Raw genomic sequence first — 24,035 nt, forward strand, 5'->3', positions numbered from 1 at the left:
CCGTCCACCTCACTAGTTGCGTGCGCGCACGATACCTGTCACAGTTGGTGCAGCGGCGGAGCTGTGCCCGCAGGGCGGGCGCGGTTCCGTCGACGTCTGCATCCCGGCGCCCCGTGCGCCCGTCGCCCCGAGGTGAACCGGCATGACCACACCCGTACCTCCACCGAGCGCCTTCCTCGAAGTCGAGAGGCTGGTCGTCGACATCCTGGAGGCCGACCCGGCCCTGTCCACCACGCTCGTCGCCGTGGAACCCCCCGCCGACTTCGACGGCACGGCAGCCGCCGTCCTCGTCAACCGGCGTGGCGGTGCCTGGATCGGTGATCTGCACGTCGACGAGCCGCTGATCGAGCTGGAGGTGTACGGCCCCGACAAGGCCACCGCGCACACCCTGGCCAACGCCGGCCGACGCGCGCTGCTCGCCGCGGCCGGCCGCACGTACGGCACGAACCTCATCACCGACGTCGTCGAGCAGGACGGCCCGCGCTGGCTGCCCGACTACCTCTACGCAGCGGCCAACCGATACGTGTGCGTCCTCAAGGTCGCGGTCACCGTCTACTGACCGCGACCGCACCGCACCACCCCACAGACCGAAGGCCCCGTCACCCGGCGGGGCCTTCGTCGTGCCCGGAGCGAACCAAGCCCCCGCGCACGGCAGTTCATCACCCTCTCGATAAGGAGCACGAACCATGGCAGGTACCAACACCTCCGAGATCCGCATCGCCGGCGTCGGCCGGCTCTACGTCGCCGCCGCCGACACGGACGTACCGACGGCGTTCACCGAGGCCAATCCGGCCACCGACTGGAGCGGTTGGACGGACCTCGGCTACACCTCCGGCGACGGCGTCACCTTCAGCAAGAAGGACAAGCTGGAGCCGGTCGACGTCTGGCAGGCGGTGAGCCCGGTGCACTTCGTCTACTCCGACCGGGACCTGACCCTGAAGTTCTCGCTGCTCCAGTTCAACGAGGACACGCTGCCGTTCTTCATGGGCGGCGGCTCGGTCAGCCAGGTCGGCACGACCGGCGACATCTACAGGTACGACATCGCGGACCGCCCGTACGCCAACGTCCGTGCGCTGGGTCTGGAGTTCACCGACCTCCAGGCCGGCGGCTCCGCCGTGACGTACCGCTTCGGCATCCCGCGCGGCCAGGTCACCGCTGCCGACGACATCAAGCTGGCCCGCAAGGCGCCGGCCCAGCTCGGCATCACCTTCACGGCCATGGCCACCCCGGACGGCTCCCCGCTGGCGACCTTCGTCATGAAGGACAGCTCCTACGCGGCGAGCTGACCCACCAGGGGGCGGGGCGGCGACCTGCCGCCCCGCCCCCGCCCCTTCCCTTCCACCCCGACCTGCAAGGAGTACGCCGCACATGTCCCGTTTCGACGTCAACGCCGCCCGCGCCCAGCGCCTCGAAGCCCTCGGCCGCACCTGGTCCTTCGACCTGGACGACGAGACCTTCACCCTGCCCACCGAGCTGACCCGCACCACCGCCCGCGCCCTGCGGGCCCTGGACGACAACGACGTGGACGGGCTGCTCCGGCTGCTCATGGGCGAGCAGCAGTTCGCCCGTTTCGAGCAGCACGATGTCACCATGCAGGACATCGCCGCCATCCTGGAGGCCTACGGCAAGGAGACCGGGCTCGGCCTGGGGGAAGGCTGAGCCTCGTCGGGTTCGTCGACGAACACGCCGAGGCACTCGAAGCGGACCTGCTCCGCTACTACGGCACCGACCTGCTCGACTGGCACCGTGAGCGCCTCTCCTCCCGGCGACTCGCGGTGCTGATCAAGCATCTGCCGCGCGACAGCGCGCTCAACCGGGAGCTGCACGGCGAGGCCGCGGAGTGGACGGTGACCGACCATCTCCTCGCCGCCGCCGTGGACCATCTGGCCGCCGCCAACTGGATGTTCGCCTGCGTCAACTCGGCGGAGGAGGGCGACCAGCCGGATCCTCCGGTTCCGGTGCCACGCCCGGGCGACGACGCGCGCACCGAGGAGTACGCGGTATCGCCGCGCGAGCAGGAGTCCGGTGCGGATCGGGACGGGGGTCCGACGGCGGCGCCGTCACCGGCCCAGCTGGCCCGGTTCTTCGGCTGAGCGGCGCGCGCCTGCTCGGACTCGTCGGACCGGACTCGTCGGACCGGACTCAGTGAGGGCCGGGCGGTGGGTCCGGGCTCTCGTCCTTGCCCCGTGCCGTCGCCGCGGCCCTGCCCTCGAGTTCGTCGGCGAGGGCACGGGCCTTCTCGGACAGCCGGGGCCGGTCGGGATCCCGTGACTCCGGCCCGTCGGTCCGCACCCGCTCACGCGGACCAGTGTTCGACTCGCCGGGTCTGGTGAGCGGCGGCACGCTCGGCCGCCCGTTCCTGCGTACGACCCTGCGCCGATCGGGCGTGGCCGGCTGCTGCCGGTCCCGTACGTCACGAGCGGAGACCAGGATGCCGGCCCCCTTGTCGGGGCCGCCCCCCTCGGCGCGGGCGTCGCCGCGGTCGGTGTCACGCCCACCCTCGGCCCGTCCCCCGCCCTCGCCTCGACCCCCGCTTTCAGCCAAGGTCCGCTCCCGCTCCCCCCGTTCCTCCACCCGCGTCATCGCGCGAGGAGGATCGAGAAGCGGCACGTAAGGGAGCGGGATGACGTCACCGTCCCCGCCACCGGCCGCACCCTCGGCGCGTCGAGGCCGGCGGCCGGTCCGGGCGTCCTCCTGTCCCTGGAGGTAGGCGGCGGTGATCCGCTCCTCGTACGCCTTCCGTATCGCCGGGAGTTGCTCGGCGACGACGTCGGCCCAGCCGGCGCTGTAGGCGGCGAGCTCACGCCGGTCGAGTTCGCGCCGGGGCAGGACGATCAGGTCCTCCGGCGCGTAGCCGAGCCGGTGGACGATCTCGGAGACGCGGGCGATCAGATGGGGCAGGTCGGGTGAGTGTTCGAGCCAGTCGATCAGCCGATCACGATCACGTTCATGTTCATGCCGCGCATTACCAGCGTCCGCTTCCACCCCGTTGGCCTTGCTCTCGTCCCCTGCCCTTCCGCGCCCCCCGCGCGAGGACGGCTGCCGGAGCCGTCCACCGTCGCCCGTCGGGGCCCGTGGTCACTTCGGGCGCCCGCCTGTTCACCTCTGTGTCACGACGGCAGAACGAAGCCGGATCTTAGTCGAGCCACCTGTCGACACCTTCACCCGCCCTCCACCACTCGCTCACGTCACCGCAGGTCCGGACCTGTACCCGACCGAAACCTCTCGACAAACGCCGACGGGCTCCACAGGATTACTCGTACACTAGTTCGAACAGAGGTACCGAACACCCCCGCAGGCGCCACCTGTACCACCAGCCCGATGGACCCCGGAAAGCAGGCCGACATGGCGACTCGCACGAGTGACTCCCCGCAGCAGCCGACCGATTCCTACACCCGCCTCGCTCACCTCCTGCACTCCCCCGCCCCCAACCGCGAGGCCCTGCTGGACCGGCTGTACGAGGAACTCCTCAACCGCGAGTCCCGCGCCTACGCCGCGGGCTGGGCCGACGCACTGACGGAGGCCGGGCGGGTCACCGGGCGCCCACGACGGCTGTAGGGCCCGGCCGGGCGCGGCCCCGCGGCCTTCCGGCGGACGCGGGCGGGATCCGTCAGAAGAGGGGCGCAGGCGAGGTCCCGTCAGAAGAGAGGGCGCAGGCGAGGTCCCGTCAGAAGAGCAGGCCGCCGGCCTGGACCACGGTCATGGCGATCCCGAGCAGCATCAGCGGTACTCCCAGGAGGACCACCCCGGCCGCCCTGAAGACCAGGGTCGCGACAGCCAGCGAGCAGACCGCCCTGCCCGGGTCCTCCGGGTCGTAGACGACCTCGATGCGCCCGGAATCGCCGCCGATCCCCCGCGCCGCGTAGTCGGCCCGGATCTCGTGCTCGCCGCCTTCCAGGTCGGTGTACCGGAAGTACTTCCGCTGACCGCTGCCATGGGCGAACAACGCCACGACCGTGACCCCCCGCTTCCCCAGCGCCCGCCGCTTTCGCGCCGCGGCGACCGCCGGTCCGACGAGGACGAGGCCGAGAGCGAGCGGCAGCACCCCGGTCGCCCACAACAGGGCGCGGAACGGTTCCCCCGCCACGGCCAGCCCGGCGATACCGCCGAGGTAGACCGCGAGGACGGCGAATTCAGCGGCACGCCTGCGCCGGTTCCCGCGCCTGGCCTCCGCCGGCCCGACCGTCAGCACCTCGACCAGAGGCCCCCCGCCCTGCGGCGGCCCCGTCTGCGGCCGCGCCCGGTTCACCACCTCGACAAGGCGGAGGGCCGCTGCCGCGTCCCGCCCCTCCACCACGAACACCGGCCCCGGCCCACCTTCACCGCCCCACAGCACCACTTCGACCGACCGGCCGCCGCGACCCGTGACCCGGGCCTCCTCGACCGCCGTGATCGGTATCCGCCGACGTGATCCCTTCTGCTCCAGCAGGAGGGCCCTGCCTTCCAGCCAGATGGTGTCGCCGTATCCCGAGAGCGTGACCGACGGAAGCGGGGACGACTCGGACCCACGGGGCATGACTACCTCTTTCCGGACGTCTGGGGGTTACGGCGCTCACCCCACAGCATTCCACAACGCCCTTGGGAGAACACCGAGTTCATCGGACCCCCGGGCTCGGTCTCCGGAATCGAAGCGAGGAGAACTCCGTGAGCACACCGACCGATCAGATCGCCCAGATCGCCCAGATGAAAGGCACGCAGACAGAGCAGCAGAAGCAGATCGACAAGCTGACCGCGGACATCCGGAAAAAGCTGTCGACGAGCGACTTCGAAACGCAGTTGAAGGCGGCTCAGGACAAGGAGGAGGCGGAGAAGAACGGAAAGATATTCGACGAACCCGACTGGTACTCCCCGACGGCGGGGTCCGGTCAGAAGTCGGAATGGAACATCGCCAAGGAGGAAATCAACGGCCTCAACGCGGCCGTCAACGCCATCGCCGCCTCACTGGTCGTGCTGGAGATTTCCTGGAGCCTGTTCAAGATCGAGTTCAAGCCGCTGTTCACCCCGCGGTGGGTCGACCGGGTCAACGAGGCCATCGGCAGGCTCCAGGACCGACGCGGATGGCACAACCCCGAGGGCGACGCCGAGCGTCGGATCCTCGGCATCCTGGCCCGGCTCGACCGGCTCGACACCGCCGCGGGTCATCTGCAGAACCGGGCCAACGACGCGCACGTCCGGATCAGCAACACCAACAAGCGGGTCGACGAACTCCAGCGGAAGGCGGCCGAGGCGCGTCGCGCGCTGCGGGCCAACGACCGTTCGGCCCGCTCGACCTCCCTCGGCAACCTCTCCGGCGCCGAGGCCGATGTGCGCCGGCTCGAACTCCGCGTCCAGGCCTTGGTACGCACCCTCGGATAGCTCCCGTCATTCCTCCGCTCTCCACCATCTGACCGCCGACATCAGGGAGTTCCGTATTCATGTCCCTCTCTCGTTCACTGCAGAACACGTCCTCGGCACTCAAGAGATTCAAGGACCAGGCGGACGGAGCCGGTCGCGGGGTCGACGCCCTGCGCGGCAAAGCCGGTTCCGGCGCGGGTGAAGTCAAGCGCCTCAAGAGCGCCGCCCAGGACGCCGAAAAGGAACTGAAAGACCTCAAGTCCGCCTCCGACCAGGCCGAGAAGTCCCTCGGCAAGACGGGTAGAACCGGATCCACCGCCGGTAAGAACCTCGGCAAGTACCAGCAGGGTGCCGAGAAGGCCGCCAAGGGCCAGGACAAGATGAACAAGTCGATGAAGGGCAACTTCTTCGGCATGCTCATGGACCTGCTGGCGCCACTGATCGAGAAGGTCGTCGAGATGGCGACCAGGTCGAAGACCATGCAGAAGGTTCTGAAGACGGCCTTCGACGCGATCAAGTCCGTGATCAGCAAGGTCATGAAGGCCATCGGGCCGATCATGAAGAACGCGGCCAAGCTTATCAAGTCGGTCTGGAACGGCATCAAGAGCGCGATCTCAGCCGTGGTGAAGGCCGTGGCCACCGTCATCCGGACCTACTTCAACCTCTGGAAAAAGGTCATCACCACCGCGCTGAACGCCATCAAGAGCGTCGTCAGCAGTGTGTGGCGGGGCATCAAGGCCGTCATCTCGCCGGTCGTCAACTGGGTCAAGTCCGCGATCCCGGGCGCCTTCCGCGCCGTGAAGGACAAGCTGTCCAGCATCTGGGGCGGCCTCAAGGGCATCGCCGGCCGCGCCTTCAACGGCATCAAGAGCGCGGTGAAGGGCCCGATCAACGCCGTCATCGGCATCATCAACCGCGCGATCGGCGCCCTGAACGGCATCAAGGTGTCCATCCCGGGCTGGGTCCCCGGCGTCGGCGGCAAGACCTTCGGCGTCAACCTGCCACGCATTCCCGCCCTCGCGGCCGGCGGTGTCGTGATGCCCCGCTCCGGCGGTGTCCCCGCGATCCTCGCCGAGGCCGGTGAGGCAGAGGCCGTACTGCCGCTCAGCAAGCTGGACCGGCTGCTGCGCAGCGCGGCGGCGCGTGGATCGGCGTACGGGCCGACTCCGGCCCTCGCCGGCGGCGCCCTGCACATCGAGAACTACTACGCCACCGAGTCCAGCAGCCCGCAGCGCACCGCCGACGCCCTGATGTACCTGGCCAAGGCACGCGGGTGGCGCGGATGAGTGCGGCAGCGGCGATACCCCTCAACCCGCTCGCCGGCGTCGCCCCCGCCCTGCGTACCTTCCGCACCGGCCTCGACCAGGGCGCCGGCACGCTGGCTTCCCTCACCTCCCGCGTCAAGAGCACCGTCACCGCCACCGACCGCGTCCGCACCGCCGCCGCCCAGGGCGGCACGGCCCTGCGGCAGATGAAGACGAACGCCGAAGCCGCCGCCCGCTCGGTGGGAAGGCTGGGACAGGGCACCGCCACCGGCGTGAAGTCCGTCGGCGCCAAGGCGAAAGCCGCGTCCCGCGCCCTCGCCAAGCTGAAGGGCACCGGCCTGCTCACCCTGATCGGCGGATTCGTCGCGGCCGCCGGTGTCGTCGGCGCTCTCCTCAGCGCCTTCGGCACGGCGATGACCATCGGGGCCGTCGTGCTCGCGGCCGTCAACGCCCTCACCCGCGCCAACCCTCTCGGCTTCGTCCTCGGCCTGCTCCTCCCCGTCGCCGGCTGGCTGATCGACCTCGCGCTCAACTCCGAGACGGGGCAGCGCCTCATGCGGCAGCTCGCCACCCTCGTCCTGAAGTACGTCGAGGGCTACCTGGCGGTCATCGGGCCGGTGATGAAGACCGTGGGGTCGGTGGTGTCGACGTACGTCAAGGGCTGGCTCGCCCTCATCAAGGGGGTGATCACCGGCATCGGCGCGGTCGTCGGTACCGGCTTCGCCGTCCTGAAGGCGCTCACCACCGGCGACACCCGGGCGCTGAGCGGCAAGGTCTCCGCGGTGTGGCGGGGGTTCAAGGACGCGGTCCGGCCCGCCGTGCAGTGGATCACCCGGGACGTCCCACGGATGTTCAGCCGGGTCAAGGAGGCGACCGCCGGCACCCTGGGCGCCATCGGCCGGTTCGTCACCACCGGCGCCCAGACCGTCGCCGGTGTGATCAAGGGCCCCATCAACGGCCTCATCGCCTTCGCCAACTGGGTCATCGACGGACTCAACAGCCTCAGCTTCTCCATCCTCGGCAAGAAGTTCGGCGTCGACCTGGACAAGATCCCGATGCTCGCGGAGGGCGGCGTCGCCGTCCCCGGTGCGGCCCGGCGCGCGGGCAAGGTGCTCCCGCTCACCGCCCTGGAACGGCAGCGCACCCTGGCCGCCGAACGCCCCCGGCACCCGTACCGCATACGTGAGTTCCACGAGACCTCGGGCGCGAGGAGCACCGCCGAGGACCTGCTCTTCCTCGCGTCGGCACACGCACGCACCTAACCCGAGAGTGAGGTGACGGCCCCATGGCCGAACTGACCACAACCGCATACACCGACGACGTACCCCCCGGCTCACTCATCACCCGCGACGGGCAGATGCAGTGGGCCGGACTGCTGCTGGGCCCCGGTACGCCGTACGAGATCGACCGCGGCGGCCTGACGGGATGGGAGGACCTGCCGGAGTACGACACCGGCGACGCCGACCACCCGACGGCGCACGGCGCCTGGCCGGGCGCCCGCTACGCCAAGCCCCGCAAGGTCGGCGGCACCGTGCACACCGTCCCGTCGGCGAACAGCGCCGAAGCCTCCCTCACCGCGACCCGGATCCTGCGCCAGGCCCTGCTGCTCGGTGACGAGGAGCGCTGGCTCGCGGTCCGGCTGCACGGCGAGACACTCGCCGTCCGGGCGCGGATCAGCCAGCGCGTGCTGGCCGCCGACCGGACCTACGCCACTCAGGGCGTCTCGCGCGCCTCCGTGCAGTGGTACGCCACCGACCCGCGCCGCTACTCCGTCACCGAGCACACCGCGGTCACCGGCGCCCCACAGCCCGAGAGCGGCCTCACCTGGCCGCTGACCTGGCCGCTGTACTGGGGCGAGGCGGCCTCCACCGGCGACGTCACCGCCGCCAACGGCGGCTCGGCGCCCACCCACCCGGTGCTCACCTTCACCGGCCCGTGCGCGGGCCCGACCGTCACCGACCGCACGACCGCCCGCCGGCTGCGCTACCAGATCACCCTCGCCGCGGGTGACGAGCTGGTCGTCGACACCGCGGCCGGCACGGTCACCCTCAACGGCACCGCCTCCCGCCGCCACACCGCGGCCGCCGACTCCAGCCCCGAGGAACTGTTCGCCTTCGAACCGGGCCGCGCCCAGCTGGCGTTCCGCCCGGACACCCACGAGGCAGGCGCCCGGATGACCGTCCGCTGGCGTGACGCCGAGTGGTGACGACGCCCGAGCCAGAAAGACCAGAAAGAGGAGAACACCAGTGAACCTGCGCAGCTCCTGGGTGGCCGAGACCGGCCAGACCCGCGAGGACACCCGCCTCACCCAGCTGGGCGCGACCACCCCGAGCAACCCGATCGAGGTCCGCTCCGGCATCCTGCCCGGCTCCTACGACGGCCAGTACCGCGTCTCCGGCTTCTGGCTGGAGGGCTCCGGCGGCACCATGCAGGCCACCGTCCACGAGGGCCGGGCGGTCATCCAGGCCGACAGCAACCAGGGCGCCTACCCGGTCACCCTCCCGGAGACGCTCCCCCTGACCTTCACCGACGGCGACGCCTCCAACAGTCGCATCGACCTCGTCGTCCTGCGCGTCTACGACGACCTGTACGACGACTCCGGCTTCACCAAGGCCGCCGTCGAGATCATCCAGGGCACCCCGGCCGCCACCCCCGTCGACCCCGCACTCCCGGACATCGCCCTGCCGATCTACCGGGTCACCGTGCGGGCCGGCGCCAGCGCCGGCAGCGGCGGCATCAACTGGAACGACGACGTCGAGGACCTGCGCACGTCCGTCGTCGCGCTCGGCGGCATCCTCCCGGCGTACGGCGACACCGGCAACGGCGCCTACCCCGGCCAGTACCGGGACTCCGGAGGCTCCCTCCAGCGGTGGGACGGCTCCGCGTGGGTCGCCTATCCGAGCGCGCTGGGCGGCATCGCCCCGGCGGGCGCGGTGACGACGGCCAGCTACACCGGCCAGTACCGGGACAGTTCCGCCGGTGTCCTGCAGCGCTGGAACGGCTCGGCCTGGGTGTCGTACCAGCAGGTCCCCACCTGGACCGACTACACGCCGGTGTGGGGCGCGGAGGCCGGTGCCGCGCCGGTGATCGGCAACGGCACGCTGGCCGGGTCGTACGTGAAGACGGGCACCGTCGTCCATGTGCGGATCTATCTGAAGATCGGCACGACCACGAACCTGTCCGCCCTGGACCCCAACGGCAACTGGTACTTCTCGCTGCCGGCGCCGCCGGTCTCCACCGCCTGGAAGCTGGACTGCCGGGTGCTGAGCGTCATTGGCTACGACAGCTCCGCCAACCTCTCCTACCAGGGCAACGCGCAGCTTGCGACGAGCAACGGGGGCGTGGCCCGGGCCCTGCGGGACTCACTGAAGATCAACATTGATATCTGGGACAAGTCGTACCCCTTCGCCTGGGCCGCCGGCGACGTCCTGTCCCTCCACGGCACCTACGAATCCGCCTCCTGAGCCCGAAAGGACCGTGACCGACCATCATGAACGCACGCTCCGCCTGGCTCTCCGCCGACGGCCAGACCCTGGAGGACACCCGGGTCGCCCCGCTCGGCGCCCTCACCCCCACCTCCCCCGTCGCCACCCGCTCGGGCATCCTGCCCGGTTCGTACGACGGCCGGCACCGCGTCTCCGGTTTCTGGCTGGCCGGCGTCGACGGCACCATGACGGCGACGGTCAGCTCCGGCCGCGCCGTCGTCCAGGCCGGCGAGTCCCGCGGCGCCTACCCGGTCGCCCTGACCGAGGGGGTACCGCTCACCTTCGCGGACGGCGACCCCCAGTACGGGCGGATCGACCTGGTCGTCCTGCGCGTCTACGACCACGCCTACGACGGCTCCGGCCGCACCGAGGCCGTCGTCGAGATCATCCAGGGCACCCCGGCCGCGAGCCCGGCCGCGCCGGCCGTACCGGAGGTGTCCCTCCCGCTGTTCCGGGTGGCCGTCGCCGCGACCACCTCCGCCGGCACCGGCGGTGTCCCCTGGGGCTCGGCCCGCACCGACCTGCGCCCCACCACCGTCGCGGTCGGCGGCATCCTGCCGGCGCTGGCCGGCGACACCACGGCCGGCGCGTACCCGGGCCAGTACCGCGACCTCAACGGCATCCTCCAGCGCTGGAACGGCGCGGCCTGGCTGACGGCGATGACACCACCGGCGTTCACCGGCTCCGTCGACTCCGGGAAGACCACGTCGACGACGTACACGGCCACCCTCTCGGACACCGCCGTCACCGCGCTGGCCCTGACCTTCACCGCCCCGCCCACGGGCGCCGTCCTGCTCAGCATGGGCGCGCGCATGCAGACCGAGAACAGCAGCACCGCCACCGCGTTCATGTCCCCGCAGATCACCCAGGGCAGCACCGTGATCCTGCCCGCGAGCGACGACACCGCCGTCGTCTACGGCGGTGCCGTGCCCGGATCCGTGTCGACCCAGCTGCGGCTGTACGGCCTGACCGCGGGCGCGAGCTACACGCTCACCGCCCTGCACCGCTCCAGCGACGCCGCGGTGACCTGCTGGTTCGACAACCTCTTCCTGCGCGTCGAAGCGAGCGCCTGAACCGACCTGCTCCTGAGAGGAGTTGCCGATGCCCCTGCACTTCGGTTGGCTGTCCCCGGACGGTCAGACCCGCGCCGACACCCGCCTCACCGCACTCGGCGCGCTCACCCCCACCTCCCCCGTCGCCACCCGCTCCGGCATCCTGCCCGGCTCCTACGACGGCCAGTGGCGCATCTCCGGGTTCACGGTGACCGGCTCGCCGGGTTCCATGACCGCGACCGTGTATCCGGGCCGGGCGATCATCCAGGGCGCGGATGCCCAGGGCGCCTACCCGGTCGCGCTGTCGGACCTCGTCGCCATCACCTTCGCCGACGGCGACGCCCAGTACGACCGGATCGACCTGGTCGTCCTGCGCGTCTACGACGACGCCTACGACGGCTCCGGCCGTACCGAGGCCGCGCTGGAGATCGTCCGGGGCACCCCGGCCGCGACCCCGGCAGTACCCGCGACCCCCGCCCTGGCCACCCCGCTGTACGAGGTCCGCGTCGTGTCCGGCGCCGGCGCGGGCTCCGGCGGCATCGACTGGGACGCCGCCCTCACCGGCCGCCGTACCGCCACGGTCGCCGTCGGCGGCATCCTTCCGGTCACCACCGACACCTCGGGCGGCGCCTACCCCGGCCAGTACCGCGACCTCAACGGCACACTGCAGCGCTGGAGCGGCACCGCCTGGGCCAACTACCAGCCGCCGGTCGCCGTCGAGACCACGACCACCGGTGCCACCGCGGCCACCAACTGGTCGCTGGTGTCCTACAGCGCCCGGCGCACCCGCGGTGTCTGCACCTTCCTGGTGACCGTCTCGCGCACCGGCGCCGATCTCACCGGCGGGACCTCCACGGCGGGCAACATCACCGACGAGGTGCTCTGCACCCTGCCCTCCGGCTGGCGTCCGGCGGCCGACATGGACGCCCTCGCCGCCAACGGCACGGCCGACGGCAGTGCCCGGCTCTTTTCCGACGGCTCGGTCCAGTTGCGCAGCTGGACTCCCGGCGGAGTGATCGCGACCGGCAGCCAGCTGCGGGTCAGCGGCACCTACGTGCTGTGACGCCCGTCCCGACAAGGAGCTGACCGCCGTATGACCACGACCACCCCGTACCGCGCGATCTTCTGCGATCTGCGCACCGACAGCACCATCGACATCCTGCCCCTGCGAGACGTCACCGTCGACGACTACATAGGCAAGGCCGGCTCCCTCTCCGGCACCATCCCCGTTCCCGACGCCGCGATGGCGGCTCGCGCCCGCCGCATCGAGGAGGGCCGCACCGCCGTGTATCTGGAGCGCGGCGGCGACCTGTGGTGGGGCGGCATCATCTGGACCAGCACCCTGCAGAGCAGCGACCGCGGCGTACTCACGCTCGGCATCCAGGCGGCGACCTTCGACTCGTACGCGGGCCGGCGCCGGATCCGGGCGGATCTGAGCTACACGAACAAGGACCAGCTGGAGGTCGCGCGGGACCTGTGGCGCGACATGCAGAAGCTCCCCGGCGGCAGCATCCGGGTCGGCGAGGGGACCGAGAGCTCCCAGCAGACCCGCACCATCGCCTACCGCGACCGTGACGAGACCCTCTACTCCGAGGCGATCGAAACCCTCGCCGCCATGGACAACGGCTTCGAGCACCACATCTCCGTCTACCGCGACCCGGCCACCGGCGCCCGCGTCCGGCAGCTCCGTCTCGGCAGCCCGAGAATCCTCACCGGCACCACCGACCTGGTGCTGGACCGCCCGGGCAGCATCCTGTCGTACTCCTTTCCCCGCGACGCCACCCGCGGCGGCACCACCGCCCGGGCACGGGGGGCGTCGGCCAACGACAACCAGGCGGCGGAGTCCCGCCCGGAGTGCAGCGACGTGCAGGTGGCCACCCAGCTGATCGCCGACGGCTATCCGCGCATCGACCTGTCCTCGGACCACAACTCGATCACCGACAAGGCCACGCTGGACTCCCTGGCCGCCGCCGAACTCGCCGCGGCGACCGGAGCGGTGGTGATCCCCGAGATCAGCATCCGCATCGACGACCTGGTACCACCCGCGCTCCTCGGCCGCACGGTCCGCCTGCGCATCACCGACGAGTGGTGGACCGAGGGCCTGGACGCCCGCTACCGGATCATCGGCGTCAAGGTCAGCCCGGCGCAGCGCGGCCGCCCCGACACCGCCGAGCTCTATCTGGAGGAGGCTTCCTGATGCCCCAGCTCCCCGAGGACATCATCGACCGGCTGACCGCCATGGAACGCCGGATCCAGCAGCTGTCCACCGCCGTCAACTCCCGGCCCGCGCTCAACAAGGTGTCCGGAGGCGGGGTCGAGATCACCGACGGCGGCTATCTCGCCGTCCGGCCGCCGGGCGGCGGGCCCGCGGTATTCGCGGTCGGCGCCTGGCAGGGCACGGAGTACGGCCTGGCGATCCGCCGACAGACCGGCACCCTGGCCATGAGCCTGCACAACGGCGACGGCACCAGCACCTCGCAGCAGCCGCTGCGGATCTACGACAGCCAGGCCCGCGAAATCTTCTCCGACGACATCGTCACCGGCGGCCTGGCCCGGCCCTGGCTGGTCATGCTGCCCCCGCAGGACACCGGCACGGCCCGCTGGCCGCAGACCACGGCGACCTCGTGGACGACGATCGCGGTGTCGCACAACCCGGTCTGGCAGCCGAAGATGCGGCTCATGCTGAACACCCGCGTCAGCTCCGGGGCGGCCGGCCAGGTCCGGGTCCTTGTCAACGGAGCCCAGTGGGGCAGCACCATCACCGCCGGCTCGGACTGGGACCACACGGCCCTGCTCAGCGACGACTTCGCGGCGATCCAGGGCAGCACGGTCAGGTTCGAGCTCCAGGCCATGGTCACCAGCGCCTCCGGCACCGTCTACGCGAACCCCGTTCTGATGTACGGCCGTCAGACCTGAGGAAGCAGGAGAGAAGGCACCCATGGACATCGACCCCGCCCAGCCCTGGGGCACCGCGATCGACTACGCGGGCCGGGCCACCGTCGTCGAGGACGGCCACACCATCCACGTCAACGTCACCGACACCGGCCTGAGCTCCGTCATCGAGCCCGACTCGGTCACCGGCCGCTACCCGACCGTCTACGTCACCGCCCAGTTCACCGAGACCGGCGGGAACAACGTCGCCCTGCGCGGCTACGGGCAGATCAGCGTCCAGCCCACCGGCACGGAACCGGTCACGCCGGACCCGACCGCCATCCAGCGGGCGGTGGCCGCGGCGATCGCCGACTTCCGGGCGAACACGGCGGCGTACGCCGCCCTGTGCGCGGCCTGGACGACACCGACGCCCCCGACCGACCCCGGCGAGGAGCCGGCCACCGCCTGAACCTCGACCCGCCCCGCACACGCACCCCGCGCCACCCCACCGGCCGGGGTTTTCTGATGCCCCGAAAGGCACCACCCATGTCCAACCCCCTCACCCCCGACGCCCTCGTGTCCGCCCTGCGGGCCGAGGGCGTCGCCGTCGTCGAACACGCCGGCTGGCGCACCAACAACCGCAACCACAAGGGCGCTTGGGGCCCGGTGAACGGCGTGATGATCCACCACACCGTCACGACCGGCACCACCGCCACCGTCAACCTCTGTTTCAAGGGCCACTCCGACCTGCCCGGCCCGCTCTGCCACGCCGTCATCGCCAAGGACGGCACCGTCCACCTGGTCGGCCACGGCCGCGCCAACCACGCGGGCGCCGGCGACCCGGACGTCCTCGCCGCCGTCGCCGCCGAACGTGCCGGGCTGCCCGCCCCCAACCAGCGCACCACCGACGGCAACGCCCGCTTCTACGGCTTCGAGTGCGTCAACCTCGGTGACGGCAGGGACCCTTGGCCGCAGGCCCAGCTCGACGCCATCGTCCGGGCGTCCGCCGCACTGTGCCGGGCGCACGGCTGGAGCGCGGCCTCGGTCATCGGGCACAAGGAGTGGACCAGCGCCAAGATCGACCCGCGCGGGTTCACCATGGCCTCGCTGCGGGACCGTATCGCCGACCGGCTCGACAGCAAACCCACAACCCCCCGCTACCAGCCCTTCCCCGGCACGGCCTGGTTCAGAAAGAGCCCGAAGTCGCCCATCGTCACCGCCATGGGCAAGCGCCTGGTCGCCGTCGGCTGCTCCGCCTACGCCTCCGGCCCCGGCCCCCAGTGGACCGAGGCCGACCGCCGCAGCTACGCCAAGTGGCAGCGCAGGCTCGGCTACACCGGCGCCGACGCCGACGGCTGGCCGGGCGAGAAGTCCTGGACGGCGCTGAAGGTGCCGTACAGCTCCTGAAGGGATCGACCATGTCAGAGGCTGCCAAGCGAACCCTCCGCACCATCCTCCAAACCTCCGTCGGCCTGTGCGTGCTCCTGCCTACCCTCGTCGACGCGGCCGACCTCCCCGAGACCCTGCCCGGGGTCGCCGGGGCGTTGGCCGCCGCAGGCGTGGTCACCCGGGCCATGGCCCTGCCCGCCGTACAGGACCTGCTGCCTTCCTGGCTGCGCACCACCGAAACCACCCCGGGAGGCGCCGATGACCGACCCTGATCCGAACGACCCGATCGCCGTCGCCCTCGAACTCGAACGCCTCCGCGGCTCCCTGGAGGCCGGCTTCGCCCGCGTCGACGGCTCGCTCGCCCTGCTGGTGCAGCGCAGCGACCAGACCGACAAGCAACTCGCCGACCACGAACAGCGGTTGGACGCCCTGGAGCGCTCCCGCTGGCCGCTGGCCAGCATCGCCGCGCTGGCCGCCGTCGCGGCCGTCGTGGTCGGCGCCTGGGAGCTGGCGCTGCGCTGAGAAACGCCGAAGGGCGGCCACCCCGTACGAAACGGGGTGACCGCCCTTCAACTCAAGCGACTCGCTTACTGGTTGTACGGACCGTAGTCGTAGTCCTCCAGCGGAACGGCCTGGCCGGAGCCCGTGCCGAACGGCGAGTAGTCGATGTCGTCGTAGCCGACGGCCGAGTACATCGCGGCCTTGGCCTCCTCGGTCGGCTCGACCCGGATGTTGCGGTAGCGGGACAGACCCGTACCGGCCGGGATGAGCTTACCGATGATGACGTTCTCCTTGAGGCCGATCAGGGAGTCGGACTTGGCGTTGATCGCCGCGTCCGTGAGGACCCTGGTCGTCTCCTGGAAGGACGCCGCCGACAGCCAGGACTCGGTCGCCAGCGAGGCCTTGGTGATACCCATGAGCTGCGGACGACCGGAGGCCGGGTGACCGCCCTCCTGGACCACACGACGGTTCTCGTGCTCGAAGCGCGAGCGCTCGACCAGCTCGCCGGGCAGCAGCTCGGCGTCGCCGGACTCGATGATCGTCACACGGCGCAGCATCTGCCGGATGATGATCTCGATGTGCTTGTCGTGGATCGACACACCCTGCGAGTTGTACACCTTCTGGACCTCGCCGACCAGGTGGACCTGGACGGCACGCTGGCCCAGGATGCGCAGCACGTCGTGCGGGTTGGTGGCACCCACGGTGAGCTTCTGGCCCACCTCGACATGCTCGCCCTCGCTGACCAGGAGTCGGGCACGCTTCGAGATCGGGTACGCCGTCTCGTCGCTGCCGTCGTCCGGGGTGACGACGATCTTCTTGGTCTTCTCGGTCTCCTCGATCCGGACGCGGCCGGTGGCCTCGGAGATCGGGGCGACACCCTTCGGGGTACGGGCCTCGAAGAGCTCGACGACACGCGGCAGACCCTGGGTGATGTCGTCACCGGCCACACCACCGGTGTGGAAGGTACGCATCGTCAGCTGGGTACCGGGCTCACCGATGGACTGGGCGGCGATGATGCCGACCGCCTCACCGATGTCGACCAGCTTGCCGGTGGCCAGCGAGCGGCCGTAGCACATGGCGCAGGTGCCGACGGCGGACTCGCAGGTCAGGACCGAGCGGGTCTTGACCTCGGAGACGCCGTGCAGGATCAGCTCGTCGATGAGCACGTCGCCCAGGTCGGTACCGGCCGGGGCCAGCACCTTGCCGTCCACGACGATGTCCTCGGCGAGGCAGCGCGCGTACACGGACGTCTCGACGTCCTCCGCCTTGAGCAGCGCACCGTCGGCGCCGCGCTCGGCGATCGACAGTCGCAGACCACGGTCGGTGCCGCAGTCCTCCTCGCGGATGATGACGTCCTGCGAGACGTCGACCAGACGACGGGTGAGGTAACCCGAGTCGGCGGTACGCAGGGCGGTGTCCGCCAGACCCTTACGGGCACCGTGCGTGGAGATGAAGTACTCCAGCACGGACAGACCCTCACGGAACGAGGCCTTGATCGGACGCGGGATCGTCTCGTTCTTGGCGTTCGACACCAGACCACGCATACCGGCGATCTGACGCATCTGCATCATGTTGCCTCGTGCACCCGAGTTCACCATCATGAAGATCGGGTTGGTCTTCGGGAAGTTCTCGTTCATGGCCTCGGCGACCTCGTTGGTCGCCTTGGTCCAGATCGCGATGAGTTCCTGGGTGCGCTCGTCCTTGGTGATCAGACCGCGCTCGTACTGCTTCTGGACCTTCTCGTCCTGCGCCTCGTAGCCCTTGACGATCTCCTTCTTCGCCTCGGGAACGACGACGTCGGAGATGGCCACGGTGACACCGGAACGGGTGGCCCAGAAGAAGCCGGCCGCCTTCAGGTTGTCGAGCGTGGCCGCCACGATGACCTTCGGGTAGCGCTCGGCCAGGTCGTTGACGATCTGGGAGAGCTGCTTCTTGCCGACCTCGTAGTCGACGAACGGGTAGTCCTCGGGCAGCAGCTCGTTGAAGAGCGCACGGCCCAGCGTGGTCTTCAGCGTGAAGCTGTCACCCTGCTGCCACTCCGGCTCGCCCTCCTCGCGGACCGGCGGCACCCAGCCACGCGGCGGGATGGTGCCCACCGGGAAGCGGATGTCGACCCGGGCCTGCAGCGACAGCTCGCCGGCGTCGAACGCCATGATCGCCTCGGCGACCGAGGAGAACGGACGGTCGGCGCCCTTGATGTCGCGGCCCTCGTCGTCCGTGGTGAGGAAGTACAGGCCCAGCACCATGTCCTGGGTCGGCATCGTCACCGGACGGCCGTCGGCCGGCTTGAGGATGTTGTTCGAGGACAGCATCAGGATGCGGGCCTCGGCCTGCGCCTCCGCGGACAGCGGCAGGTGCACGGCCATCTGGTCGCCGTCGAAGTCCGCGTTGAACGCGGTGCAGACGAGCGGGTGGATCTGGATGGCCTTGCCCTCGACCAGCTGCGGCTCGAAGGCCTGGATGCCGAGGCGGTGCAGGGTGGGAGCACGGTTCAGCAGCACCGGGTGCTCGGCGATGACCTCTTCGAGGACGTCGTACACGACGGTGCGGCCGCGCTCCACCATGCGCTTGGCGCTCTTGATGTTCTGCGCGTGGTTCAGGTCGACCAGGCGCTTCATCACGAACGGCTTGAAGAGCTCCAGCGCCATCGCCTTCGGCAGACCGCACTGGTGCAGCTTCAGCTGCGGACCGACGACGATCACGGAACGCGCGGAGTAGTCCACACGCTTACCGAGCAGGTTCTGACGGAATCGACCCTGCTTACCCTTCAGCATGTCGCTGAGGGACTTCAGCGGGCGGTTACCCGGACCGGTGACCGGACGGCCACGACGACCGTTGTCGAACAGCGCGTCGACGGCCTCCTGGAGCATGCGCTTCTCGTTGTTCACGATGATCTCGGGCGCGCCGAGGTCGAGAAGCCGCTTCAGTCGGTTGTTCCGGTTGATCACACGGCGGTACAGGTCGTTCAGGTCGGAGGTCGCGAAGCGGCCACCGTCCAGCTGCACCATCGGGCGAAGGTCCGGCGGGATGACCGGGACGCAGTCCAGAACCATGCCCTTGGGGCTGTTGGAGGTCTGCAGGAACGCGGACACGACCTTCAGCCGCTTCAGGGCGCGGGTCTTCTTCTGACCCTTGCCGGTGCGGATGATCTCGCGGAGGCGCTCGGCCTCCTCGTCCAGGTCGAAGGACTCCAGGCGCTTCTGCAGCGCCGCGGCACCCATCGAACCGTCGAAGTACGTGCCGAAGCGGTCACGCAGCTCGCGGTAGAGCAGCTCGTCGCCCTCCAGGTCCTGGACCTTGAGGTTCTTGAACCGGTTCCACACCTCGTCGAGCCGGTCGATCTCGCGCTGCGCACGGTCGCGCAGCTGCTTCATCTCGCGCTCGGCACCCTCGCGCACCTTGCGGCGCACGTCCGACTTGGCGCCCTCGGCCTCCAGCTCGGCCAGGTCGGCCTCGAGCTTCTTGGCGCGGGCCTCCAGGTCGGCGTCCCGGCGCTGCTCGATCTGCTGGCGCTCGACGGAGACGTGGGCCTCCAGCGAGGGCAGGTCGCGGGTACGGCGCTCCTCGTCCACGTACGTGATCATGTACGCGGCGAAGTAGATGACCTTCTCCAGGTCCTTCGGGGCGAGGTCGAGCAGGTAGCCCAGCCGCGACGGAACGCCCTTGAAGTACCAGATGTGCGTGACGGGAGCGGCCAGCTCGATGTGGCCCATCCGCTCACGGCGCACCTTGGCGCGCGTGACCTCGACGCCACAGCGCTCACAGATGATGCCCTTGAAGCGGACACGCTTGTACTTGCCGCAGTAGCACTCCCAGTCCCGGGTCGGACCGAAGATCTTCTCGCAGAAGAGTCCGTCCTTCTCGGGCTTGAGGGTGCGGTAGTTGATGGTCTCGGGCTTCTTGACCTCGCCGTGGCTCCACTGACGGATGTCGTCAGCGGTGGCCAGGCCGATCCGGAGCTCGTCGAAGAAGTTGACGTCGAGCACTATGCGTCAATCCCTCTCAGGGTCGTAAGTCTTGGGGTCTGAAACGGGGTCCCGGGGTCGGCGGGCCTTCTGCTGTTCAGAAGGCCCGCCGGACTCCGTCAGACCTCTTCGACGCTGCTCGGCTCGCGCCGGGACAGGTCGATGCCGAGCTCCTCCGCAGCGCGGAAGACGTCCTCGTCGGTGTCACGCATCTCGATGGACATACCGTCGCTGGACAGCACCTCCACGTTCAGGCACAGGGACTGCATCTCCTTGATGAGCACCTTGAAGGACTCGGGGATGCCGGGTTCGGGGATGTTCTCGCCCTTGACGATGGCCTCGTAGACCTTCACGCGGCCGGTGACGTCGTCGGACTTGATGGTCAGCAGCTCCTGGAGGGCGTAGGCGGCGCCGTACGCCTCGAGTGCCCACACCTCCATCTCGCCGAACCGCTGGCCACCGAACTGGGCCTTACCACCCAGCGGCTGCTGGGTGATCATCGAGTACGGACCGGTCGAACGGGCGTGCAGCTTGTCGTCGACCAGGTGGTGCAGCTTCAGGATGTACATGTAGCCGACCGAGATCGGGTCCGGGAACGGCTCACCGCTACGGCCGTCGAACAGCCGCGCCTTGCCGGACGGGAGCACCATGCGCTCGCCGTCGCGGTTCGGAATGGTGTGCTGCAGCAGACCCGCGAGCTCGTCCTCACGCGCACCGTCGAAGACCGGGGTGGCGACGTTGGTGCCGGGCTCGACCTGGTCGGCGCCGATGACCTGCAGGCGCTGCGCCCACTCGTCGGCGAGGCCGGAGACGTCCCAGCCGCGGCTGGCGAGCCAGCCGAGGTGGATCTCCAGGACCTGTCCCGGGTTCATTCGGGACGGCACAGCCAGCGGGTTGAGGATGATGTCGACCGGGGTGCCGTCCTCCAGGAACGGCATGTCCTCGATCGGCAGGATCTTCGAGATGACGCCCTTGTTGCCGTGCCGGCCGGCGAGCTTGTCACCGTCGGTGATCTTGCGCTTCTGCGCGACGTAGACGCGGACCAGCTGGTTCACGCCCGGCGGCAGCTCGTCGCCCTCCTCGCGGTCGAAGACGCGCACACCGATGACCTTGCCGGTCTCGCCGTGCGGCACCTTCAGCGAGGTGTCACGGACCTCGCGGGCCTTCTCACCGAAGATCGCGCGCAGCAGGCGCTCCTCGGGCGTCAGCTCGGTCTCACCCTTGGGCGTGACCTTGCCGACGAGGATGTCACCGGCGATGACCTCGGCACCGATACGGATGATGCCGCGCTCGTCGAGGTCGGCGAGGACCTCCTCGGAGACGTTCGGGATGTCCCGGGTGATCTCCTCGGGGCCGAGCTTGGTGTCACGGGCGTCGACCTCGTGCTCCTCGATGTGGATCGAGGAGAGGACGTCGTCCTGCACGAGGCGCTGCGACAGGATGATCGCGTCCTCGTAGTTGTGACCCTCCCACGGCATGAACGCGACCAGCAGGTTCTTGCCGAGCGCCATCTCACCCTGCTGGGTGGCCGGACCGTCGGCGAGGACCTGGCCCTCGATGACCCGGTCGCCCTCGGCGACGATGACCTTCTGGTTGACCGAGGTGCCCTGGTTGGAGCGGGCGAACTTGGCCAGCCGGTACGTGATGTACGTGCCGTCGTCGTTGGCGGTGGTGATGTAGTCCGCGGAGACCTCCTGGACCACACCGGCCTTCTCGGCCTTGACCACGTCGCCGGCGTCGACCGCGGAGCGGTACTCCATGCCGGTGCCGACGAGCGGGGACTCCGCCTGGATCAGCGGAACGGCCTGGCGCATCATGTTCGCGCCCATGAGGGCACGGTTGGCGTCGTCGTGCTCCAGGAACGGGATCATGGCGGTCGCGACCGACACCATCTGGCGCGGCGAGACGTCCATGTAGTCCACGTCCTCGGGGGCGACGTAGTCGACCTCACCGCCACGGCGGCGGACCAGGACGCGGGCCTCGGCGAAGCGGAGCTCGTCCGTCAGCGGCGCGTTGGCCTGCGCGATGACGAAGCGGTCCTCCTCGTCGGCGGTCAGGTAGTTCACCTCGTCGGTGACCTGGCCGTCGTTCACCTTGCGGTACGGGGTCTCGACGAAACCGAACGCGTTGACCCGGCCGTAGGTGGCGAGCGAGCCGATCAGACCGATGTTCGGGCCTTCCGGCGTCTCGATCGGGCACATGCGGCCGTAGTGCGACGGGTGCACGTCACGGACCTCGAAGCCGGCCCGCTCACGGGACAGACCACCCGGGCCGAGGGCGTTCAGACGACGCTTGTGCGTCAGCCCCGACAGCGGGTTGTTCTGGTCCATGAACTGGGACAGCTGGCTGGTGCCGAAGAACTCCTTGATGGAGGCGACGACCGGCCGGATGTTGATCAGGGTCTGCGGCGTGATCGCCTCGACGTCCTGGGTGGTCATGCGCTCGCGCACGACGCGCTCCATACGGGCGAGACCCGTACGGACCTGGTTCTGGATCAGCTCGCCGACGCTGCGGATACGGCGGTTGCCGAAGTGGTCGATGTCGTCGGTCTCGACCATGATCGAGCGACCGGAGTCGCCGACCGTCTCGGTCTCACCGGCGTGCAGCTTCACCAGGTACTTGATCGTCGCGATGATGTCCTCGACGGTCAGGACGCCCGCGTCCAGCGGCGTGTCCGTACCCAGCTTCTTGTTGACCTTGTAGCGGCCGACCTTGGCGAGGTCGTAGCGCTTGGGGTTGAAGTACAAGTTCTCCAGCAGCGTCTGCGCGGCCTCACGCGTGGGGGGCTCGCCCGGACGCAGCTTGCGGTAGATGTCGAGCAGCGCGTCGTCCTGGCCCTGGGTGTGGTCCTTCTCCAGGGTGGCGCGCATCGACTCGTACTCGCCGAACTCCTCGAGGATCTGCTCGGTGGTCCAGCCGAGCGCCTTCAGGAGGACGGTGACGGACTGCTTGCGCTTGCGGTCGATACGGACACCGACCATGTCGCGCTTGTCGATCTCCATCTCCAGCCAGGCACCCCGGGACGGGATGATCTTGGCGGAGAAGATGTCCTTGTCGGACGTCTTGTCGATGCTGGAGTCGAAGTAGACACCGGGCGAACGGACCAGCTGCGACACCACGACACGCTCGGTGCCGTTGATGACGAAGGTGCCCTTGTTCGTCATGAGCGGGAAGTCGCCCATGAAGACCGTCTGGGACTTGATCTCGCCGGTCTCGTTGTTGGTGAACTCGGCGGTGACGAAGAGCGGAGCCGCGTAGGTGAAGTCACGCTCCTTGCACTCGTCGATGGAGTTCTTCGGCGGCTCGAAGCGGTGGTCGCGGAAGGTCAGCGACATCGACCCGCTGAAGTCCTCGATCGGGGAGATCTCCTCGAAGATCTCCTCGAGCCCGGACTTGGTGGGGACGTCCTGACCGTTCTCGAGAGCCTCCTCGACCCGACTCTGCCAGGCCGTGTTGCCGAGCAGCCAGTCGAAGCTCTCGGTCTGCAGCGCGAGCAGGTTGGGAACCTCGAGAGGCTCCTTGATCTTTGCAAAAGAGATGCGCAGCGGGGCGGTGCTGGCGCCGTTGTTCGTATTCGCGGTCGAGGCGTTGCGCGAGGCGGCCAAGAGGGGGTCCTTCCGAGGGCTCGGACTCACTACGCGCGTACCGGCCCCTCACCGATACACAGAGACAGATAGTCCCAGGTCAGGGACGGTCCGATCGTCGGTGCTCAAGCGAGGGCATGCCCCTGGTGACGGGCAGGGGACAGCTAACAGGCAGCGCAAAGGGTCAGTGTAGCCACTTGGCACACTGATGTCCAGTGCGGGTTTTCGAAGAACCTCGATGCCCTCGTTGTTCTCAACCCCTGCGACAAGGCCACGCCCTCAACGCCACGTTGATACTGCCCTCTTCGTCGTCGATCCATGCCTCGGATTCGGATCCTTGTGACGACGCGTCCTGAGAATTGCGCGCTGCGTGCGGTTCGTCAAGGCCCCCTTGCCCAAGCCGAGGTGCTGCGCTCGTCACGTGCAGCCTGCCACCGGGGGCGCCGAGAGGCACGACGAAGATCACCTTACTCCTCACGACCGCGGGTGCAAGGCAGCCGCCGCCGGACCCCCAGAACGCCGAAGAGCGACCACCCGGATGGATGATCGCTCTTCGGTGCGTTCGCGTTACAGCCCCAGGGGACTGTTC

Annotated in this window: 22 protein-coding genes; 18 read left to right on the forward strand and 4 right to left on the reverse strand. The window is 69.6% G+C overall.

All coding sequences use genetic code 11. From position 1 onward, the window contains the following. Positions 1-142: 142 nt before the first annotated feature. The 4 genes from I2W78_RS15460 (at position 143) to I2W78_RS15475 (ending at position 2,093) form a co-directional block, all read left to right on the forward strand. The gene (locus I2W78_RS15460) at positions 143-559 is read left to right on the forward strand and encodes a hypothetical protein (protein WP_196460420.1); all 417 of its coding nucleotides are present in this window, start codon (positions 143-145) and stop codon (positions 557-559) included. A 127-nt stretch (positions 560-686) separates the two neighbouring features. Further along, positions 687-1,286, forward strand: coding sequence for a phage tail tube protein (locus I2W78_RS15465; RefSeq protein ID WP_196460422.1), 600 nt, complete (start codon positions 687-689; stop codon positions 1,284-1,286). 82 nt (positions 1,287-1,368) lie between these two features. Continuing rightward, entirely contained in the window at positions 1,369-1,659 is a 291-nt protein-coding gene (locus I2W78_RS15470; protein ID WP_196460424.1) for a hypothetical protein, read from the forward strand. A 116-nt stretch (positions 1,660-1,775) separates the two neighbouring features. After that, positions 1,776-2,093 carry a hypothetical protein gene (locus I2W78_RS15475; protein ID WP_307783701.1) on the forward strand — a complete coding sequence of 106 codons (318 nt, stop codon included), beginning with the start codon at positions 1,776-1,778 and terminating at the stop codon, positions 2,091-2,093. 49 nt (positions 2,094-2,142) lie between these two features. Here the strand turns inward: I2W78_RS15475 and I2W78_RS15480 are convergent, their stop codons facing one another. Then, positions 2,143-2,985, reverse strand: coding sequence for a hypothetical protein (locus I2W78_RS15480; RefSeq protein ID WP_196460426.1), 843 nt, complete (start codon positions 2,983-2,985; stop codon positions 2,143-2,145). Between the two features lie 360 nt (positions 2,986-3,345). Here I2W78_RS15480 and I2W78_RS15485 point away from each other — a divergent pair, with 360 nt between their 5' ends. Beyond that, positions 3,346-3,558, forward strand: a complete 213-nt coding sequence (locus I2W78_RS15485; protein ID WP_196460428.1) for a hypothetical protein — start codon at positions 3,346-3,348, stop codon at positions 3,556-3,558. Between the two features lie 109 nt (positions 3,559-3,667). On the opposite strand, the gene I2W78_RS15490 is transcribed toward I2W78_RS15485, so the two are convergent. Next, on the reverse strand, positions 3,668-4,516 hold the full coding sequence (locus I2W78_RS15490; protein ID WP_196460430.1) for a hypothetical protein: 849 nt from the start codon (positions 4,514-4,516) through the stop codon (positions 3,668-3,670). A gap of 128 nt (positions 4,517-4,644) precedes the next feature. Here I2W78_RS15490 and I2W78_RS15495 point away from each other — a divergent pair, with 128 nt between their 5' ends. From I2W78_RS15495 to I2W78_RS15555, 13 genes are all read left to right on the forward strand, one after another. Further along, a complete protein-coding gene (locus I2W78_RS15495) occupies positions 4,645-5,355 on the forward strand; it encodes a hypothetical protein (protein WP_196460432.1) in 711 nt (236 codons plus the stop codon). 59 nt (positions 5,356-5,414) lie between these two features. After that, complete coding sequence (locus I2W78_RS15500; protein ID WP_196460434.1) at positions 5,415-6,620, forward strand: phage tail protein; 1,206 nt, start codon at positions 5,415-5,417, stop codon at positions 6,618-6,620. Further along, positions 6,617-7,861, forward strand: coding sequence for a tape-measure protein (locus tag I2W78_RS15505; protein WP_196460436.1), 1,245 nt, complete (start codon positions 6,617-6,619; stop codon positions 7,859-7,861). Before I2W78_RS15500 ends, I2W78_RS15505 begins: the two co-directional genes overlap by 4 nt. Positions 7,862-7,884: 23 nt before the next feature. Then, positions 7,885-8,805 (forward strand): phage distal tail protein, encoded by a 921-nt coding sequence (locus I2W78_RS15510; protein ID WP_196460438.1) that lies wholly within the window; start codon positions 7,885-7,887, stop codon positions 8,803-8,805. A 40-nt stretch (positions 8,806-8,845) separates the two neighbouring features. Continuing rightward, on the forward strand, positions 8,846-10,063 hold the full coding sequence (locus tag I2W78_RS15515; RefSeq protein ID WP_196460440.1) for a hypothetical protein: 1,218 nt from the start codon (positions 8,846-8,848) through the stop codon (positions 10,061-10,063). A gap of 26 nt (positions 10,064-10,089) precedes the next feature. After that, positions 10,090-11,157, forward strand: a complete 1,068-nt coding sequence (locus I2W78_RS15520; protein WP_196460442.1) for a hypothetical protein — start codon at positions 10,090-10,092, stop codon at positions 11,155-11,157. A 28-nt stretch (positions 11,158-11,185) separates the two neighbouring features. After that, positions 11,186-12,199 carry a hypothetical protein gene (locus I2W78_RS15525; RefSeq protein ID WP_196460444.1) on the forward strand — a complete coding sequence of 338 codons (1,014 nt, stop codon included), beginning with the start codon at positions 11,186-11,188 and terminating at the stop codon, positions 12,197-12,199. Between the two features lie 30 nt (positions 12,200-12,229). Further along, on the forward strand, positions 12,230-13,333 hold the full coding sequence (locus tag I2W78_RS15530; protein WP_196460446.1) for a hypothetical protein: 1,104 nt from the start codon (positions 12,230-12,232) through the stop codon (positions 13,331-13,333). Further along, positions 13,333-14,052 (forward strand): hypothetical protein, encoded by a 720-nt coding sequence (locus tag I2W78_RS15535; protein ID WP_196460448.1) that lies wholly within the window; start codon positions 13,333-13,335, stop codon positions 14,050-14,052. Before I2W78_RS15530 ends, I2W78_RS15535 begins: the two co-directional genes overlap by 1 nt. A gap of 22 nt (positions 14,053-14,074) precedes the next feature. Next, positions 14,075-14,476 carry an ATP-binding protein gene (locus tag I2W78_RS15540; RefSeq protein WP_196460450.1) on the forward strand — a complete coding sequence of 134 codons (402 nt, stop codon included), beginning with the start codon at positions 14,075-14,077 and terminating at the stop codon, positions 14,474-14,476. A gap of 77 nt (positions 14,477-14,553) precedes the next feature. Further along, positions 14,554-15,414 (forward strand): peptidoglycan-binding protein, encoded by an 861-nt coding sequence (locus I2W78_RS15545; RefSeq protein ID WP_196460452.1) that lies wholly within the window; start codon positions 14,554-14,556, stop codon positions 15,412-15,414. Positions 15,415-15,425: 11 nt separating this feature from the next. After that, the gene (locus I2W78_RS15550; protein WP_196460454.1) at positions 15,426-15,668 is read left to right on the forward strand and encodes a hypothetical protein; all 243 of its coding nucleotides are present in this window, start codon (positions 15,426-15,428) and stop codon (positions 15,666-15,668) included. Next, entirely contained in the window at positions 15,655-15,918 is a 264-nt protein-coding gene (locus tag I2W78_RS15555; protein WP_196460456.1) for a hypothetical protein, read from the forward strand. The genes I2W78_RS15550 and I2W78_RS15555 overlap by 14 nt, the downstream gene beginning before the upstream one ends. Before the next feature lie 65 nt (positions 15,919-15,983). Here I2W78_RS15555 and I2W78_RS15560 read toward each other — a convergent pair whose 3' ends face one another. Together I2W78_RS15560 and rpoB are read right to left on the reverse strand one after the other, a co-directional pair. Beyond that, positions 15,984-19,883, reverse strand: coding sequence for a DNA-directed RNA polymerase subunit beta' (locus I2W78_RS15560; RefSeq protein ID WP_196460457.1), 3,900 nt, complete (start codon positions 19,881-19,883; stop codon positions 15,984-15,986). Positions 19,884-19,981: 98 nt separating this feature from the next. Beyond that, positions 19,982-23,467, reverse strand: coding sequence for a DNA-directed RNA polymerase subunit beta (rpoB, locus tag I2W78_RS15565; RefSeq protein ID WP_196460458.1), 3,486 nt, complete (start codon positions 23,465-23,467; stop codon positions 19,982-19,984). Positions 23,468-24,035 lie beyond the last annotated feature (568 nt).

It is taken from the genome of Streptomyces spinoverrucosus (assembly GCF_015712165.1).
Taxonomy (GTDB): Bacteria; Actinomycetota; Actinomycetes; order Streptomycetales; family Streptomycetaceae; genus Streptomyces; species Streptomyces spinoverrucosus_A.

Excerpts from the sequence above, each read along its gene's own strand:
- I2W78_RS15545 (WP_196460452.1), top strand. The coding sequence starts at position 14,554 with ATGTCCAACCCCCTCACCCCCGACGCCCTCGTGTCCGCCCTGCGGGCC.
- I2W78_RS15490 (WP_196460430.1), bottom strand. The coding sequence starts at position 4,516 with ATGCCCCGTGGGTCCGAGTCGTCCCCGCTTCCGTCGGTCACGCTCTCG.
- I2W78_RS15505 (WP_196460436.1), top strand. The coding sequence starts at position 6,617 with ATGAGTGCGGCAGCGGCGATACCCCTCAACCCGCTCGCCGGCGTCGCC.
- I2W78_RS15530 (WP_196460446.1), top strand. The coding sequence starts at position 12,230 with ATGACCACGACCACCCCGTACCGCGCGATCTTCTGCGATCTGCGCACC.
- I2W78_RS15510 (WP_196460438.1), top strand. The coding sequence starts at position 7,885 with ATGGCCGAACTGACCACAACCGCATACACCGACGACGTACCCCCCGGC.
- I2W78_RS15555 (WP_196460456.1), top strand. The coding sequence starts at position 15,655 with ATGACCGACCCTGATCCGAACGACCCGATCGCCGTCGCCCTCGAACTC.
- I2W78_RS15470 (WP_196460424.1), top strand. The coding sequence starts at position 1,369 with ATGTCCCGTTTCGACGTCAACGCCGCCCGCGCCCAGCGCCTCGAAGCC.
- I2W78_RS15465 (WP_196460422.1), top strand. The coding sequence starts at position 687 with ATGGCAGGTACCAACACCTCCGAGATCCGCATCGCCGGCGTCGGCCGG.
- I2W78_RS15550 (WP_196460454.1), top strand. The coding sequence starts at position 15,426 with ATGTCAGAGGCTGCCAAGCGAACCCTCCGCACCATCCTCCAAACCTCC.
- I2W78_RS15535 (WP_196460448.1), top strand. The coding sequence starts at position 13,333 with ATGCCCCAGCTCCCCGAGGACATCATCGACCGGCTGACCGCCATGGAA.
- I2W78_RS15540 (WP_196460450.1), top strand. The coding sequence starts at position 14,075 with ATGGACATCGACCCCGCCCAGCCCTGGGGCACCGCGATCGACTACGCG.
- I2W78_RS15525 (WP_196460444.1), top strand. The coding sequence starts at position 11,186 with ATGCCCCTGCACTTCGGTTGGCTGTCCCCGGACGGTCAGACCCGCGCC.
- I2W78_RS15485 (WP_196460428.1), top strand. The coding sequence starts at position 3,346 with ATGGCGACTCGCACGAGTGACTCCCCGCAGCAGCCGACCGATTCCTAC.
- I2W78_RS15500 (WP_196460434.1), top strand. The coding sequence starts at position 5,415 with ATGTCCCTCTCTCGTTCACTGCAGAACACGTCCTCGGCACTCAAGAGA.
- I2W78_RS15460 (WP_196460420.1), top strand. The coding sequence starts at position 143 with ATGACCACACCCGTACCTCCACCGAGCGCCTTCCTCGAAGTCGAGAGG.
- I2W78_RS15520 (WP_196460442.1), top strand. The coding sequence starts at position 10,090 with ATGAACGCACGCTCCGCCTGGCTCTCCGCCGACGGCCAGACCCTGGAG.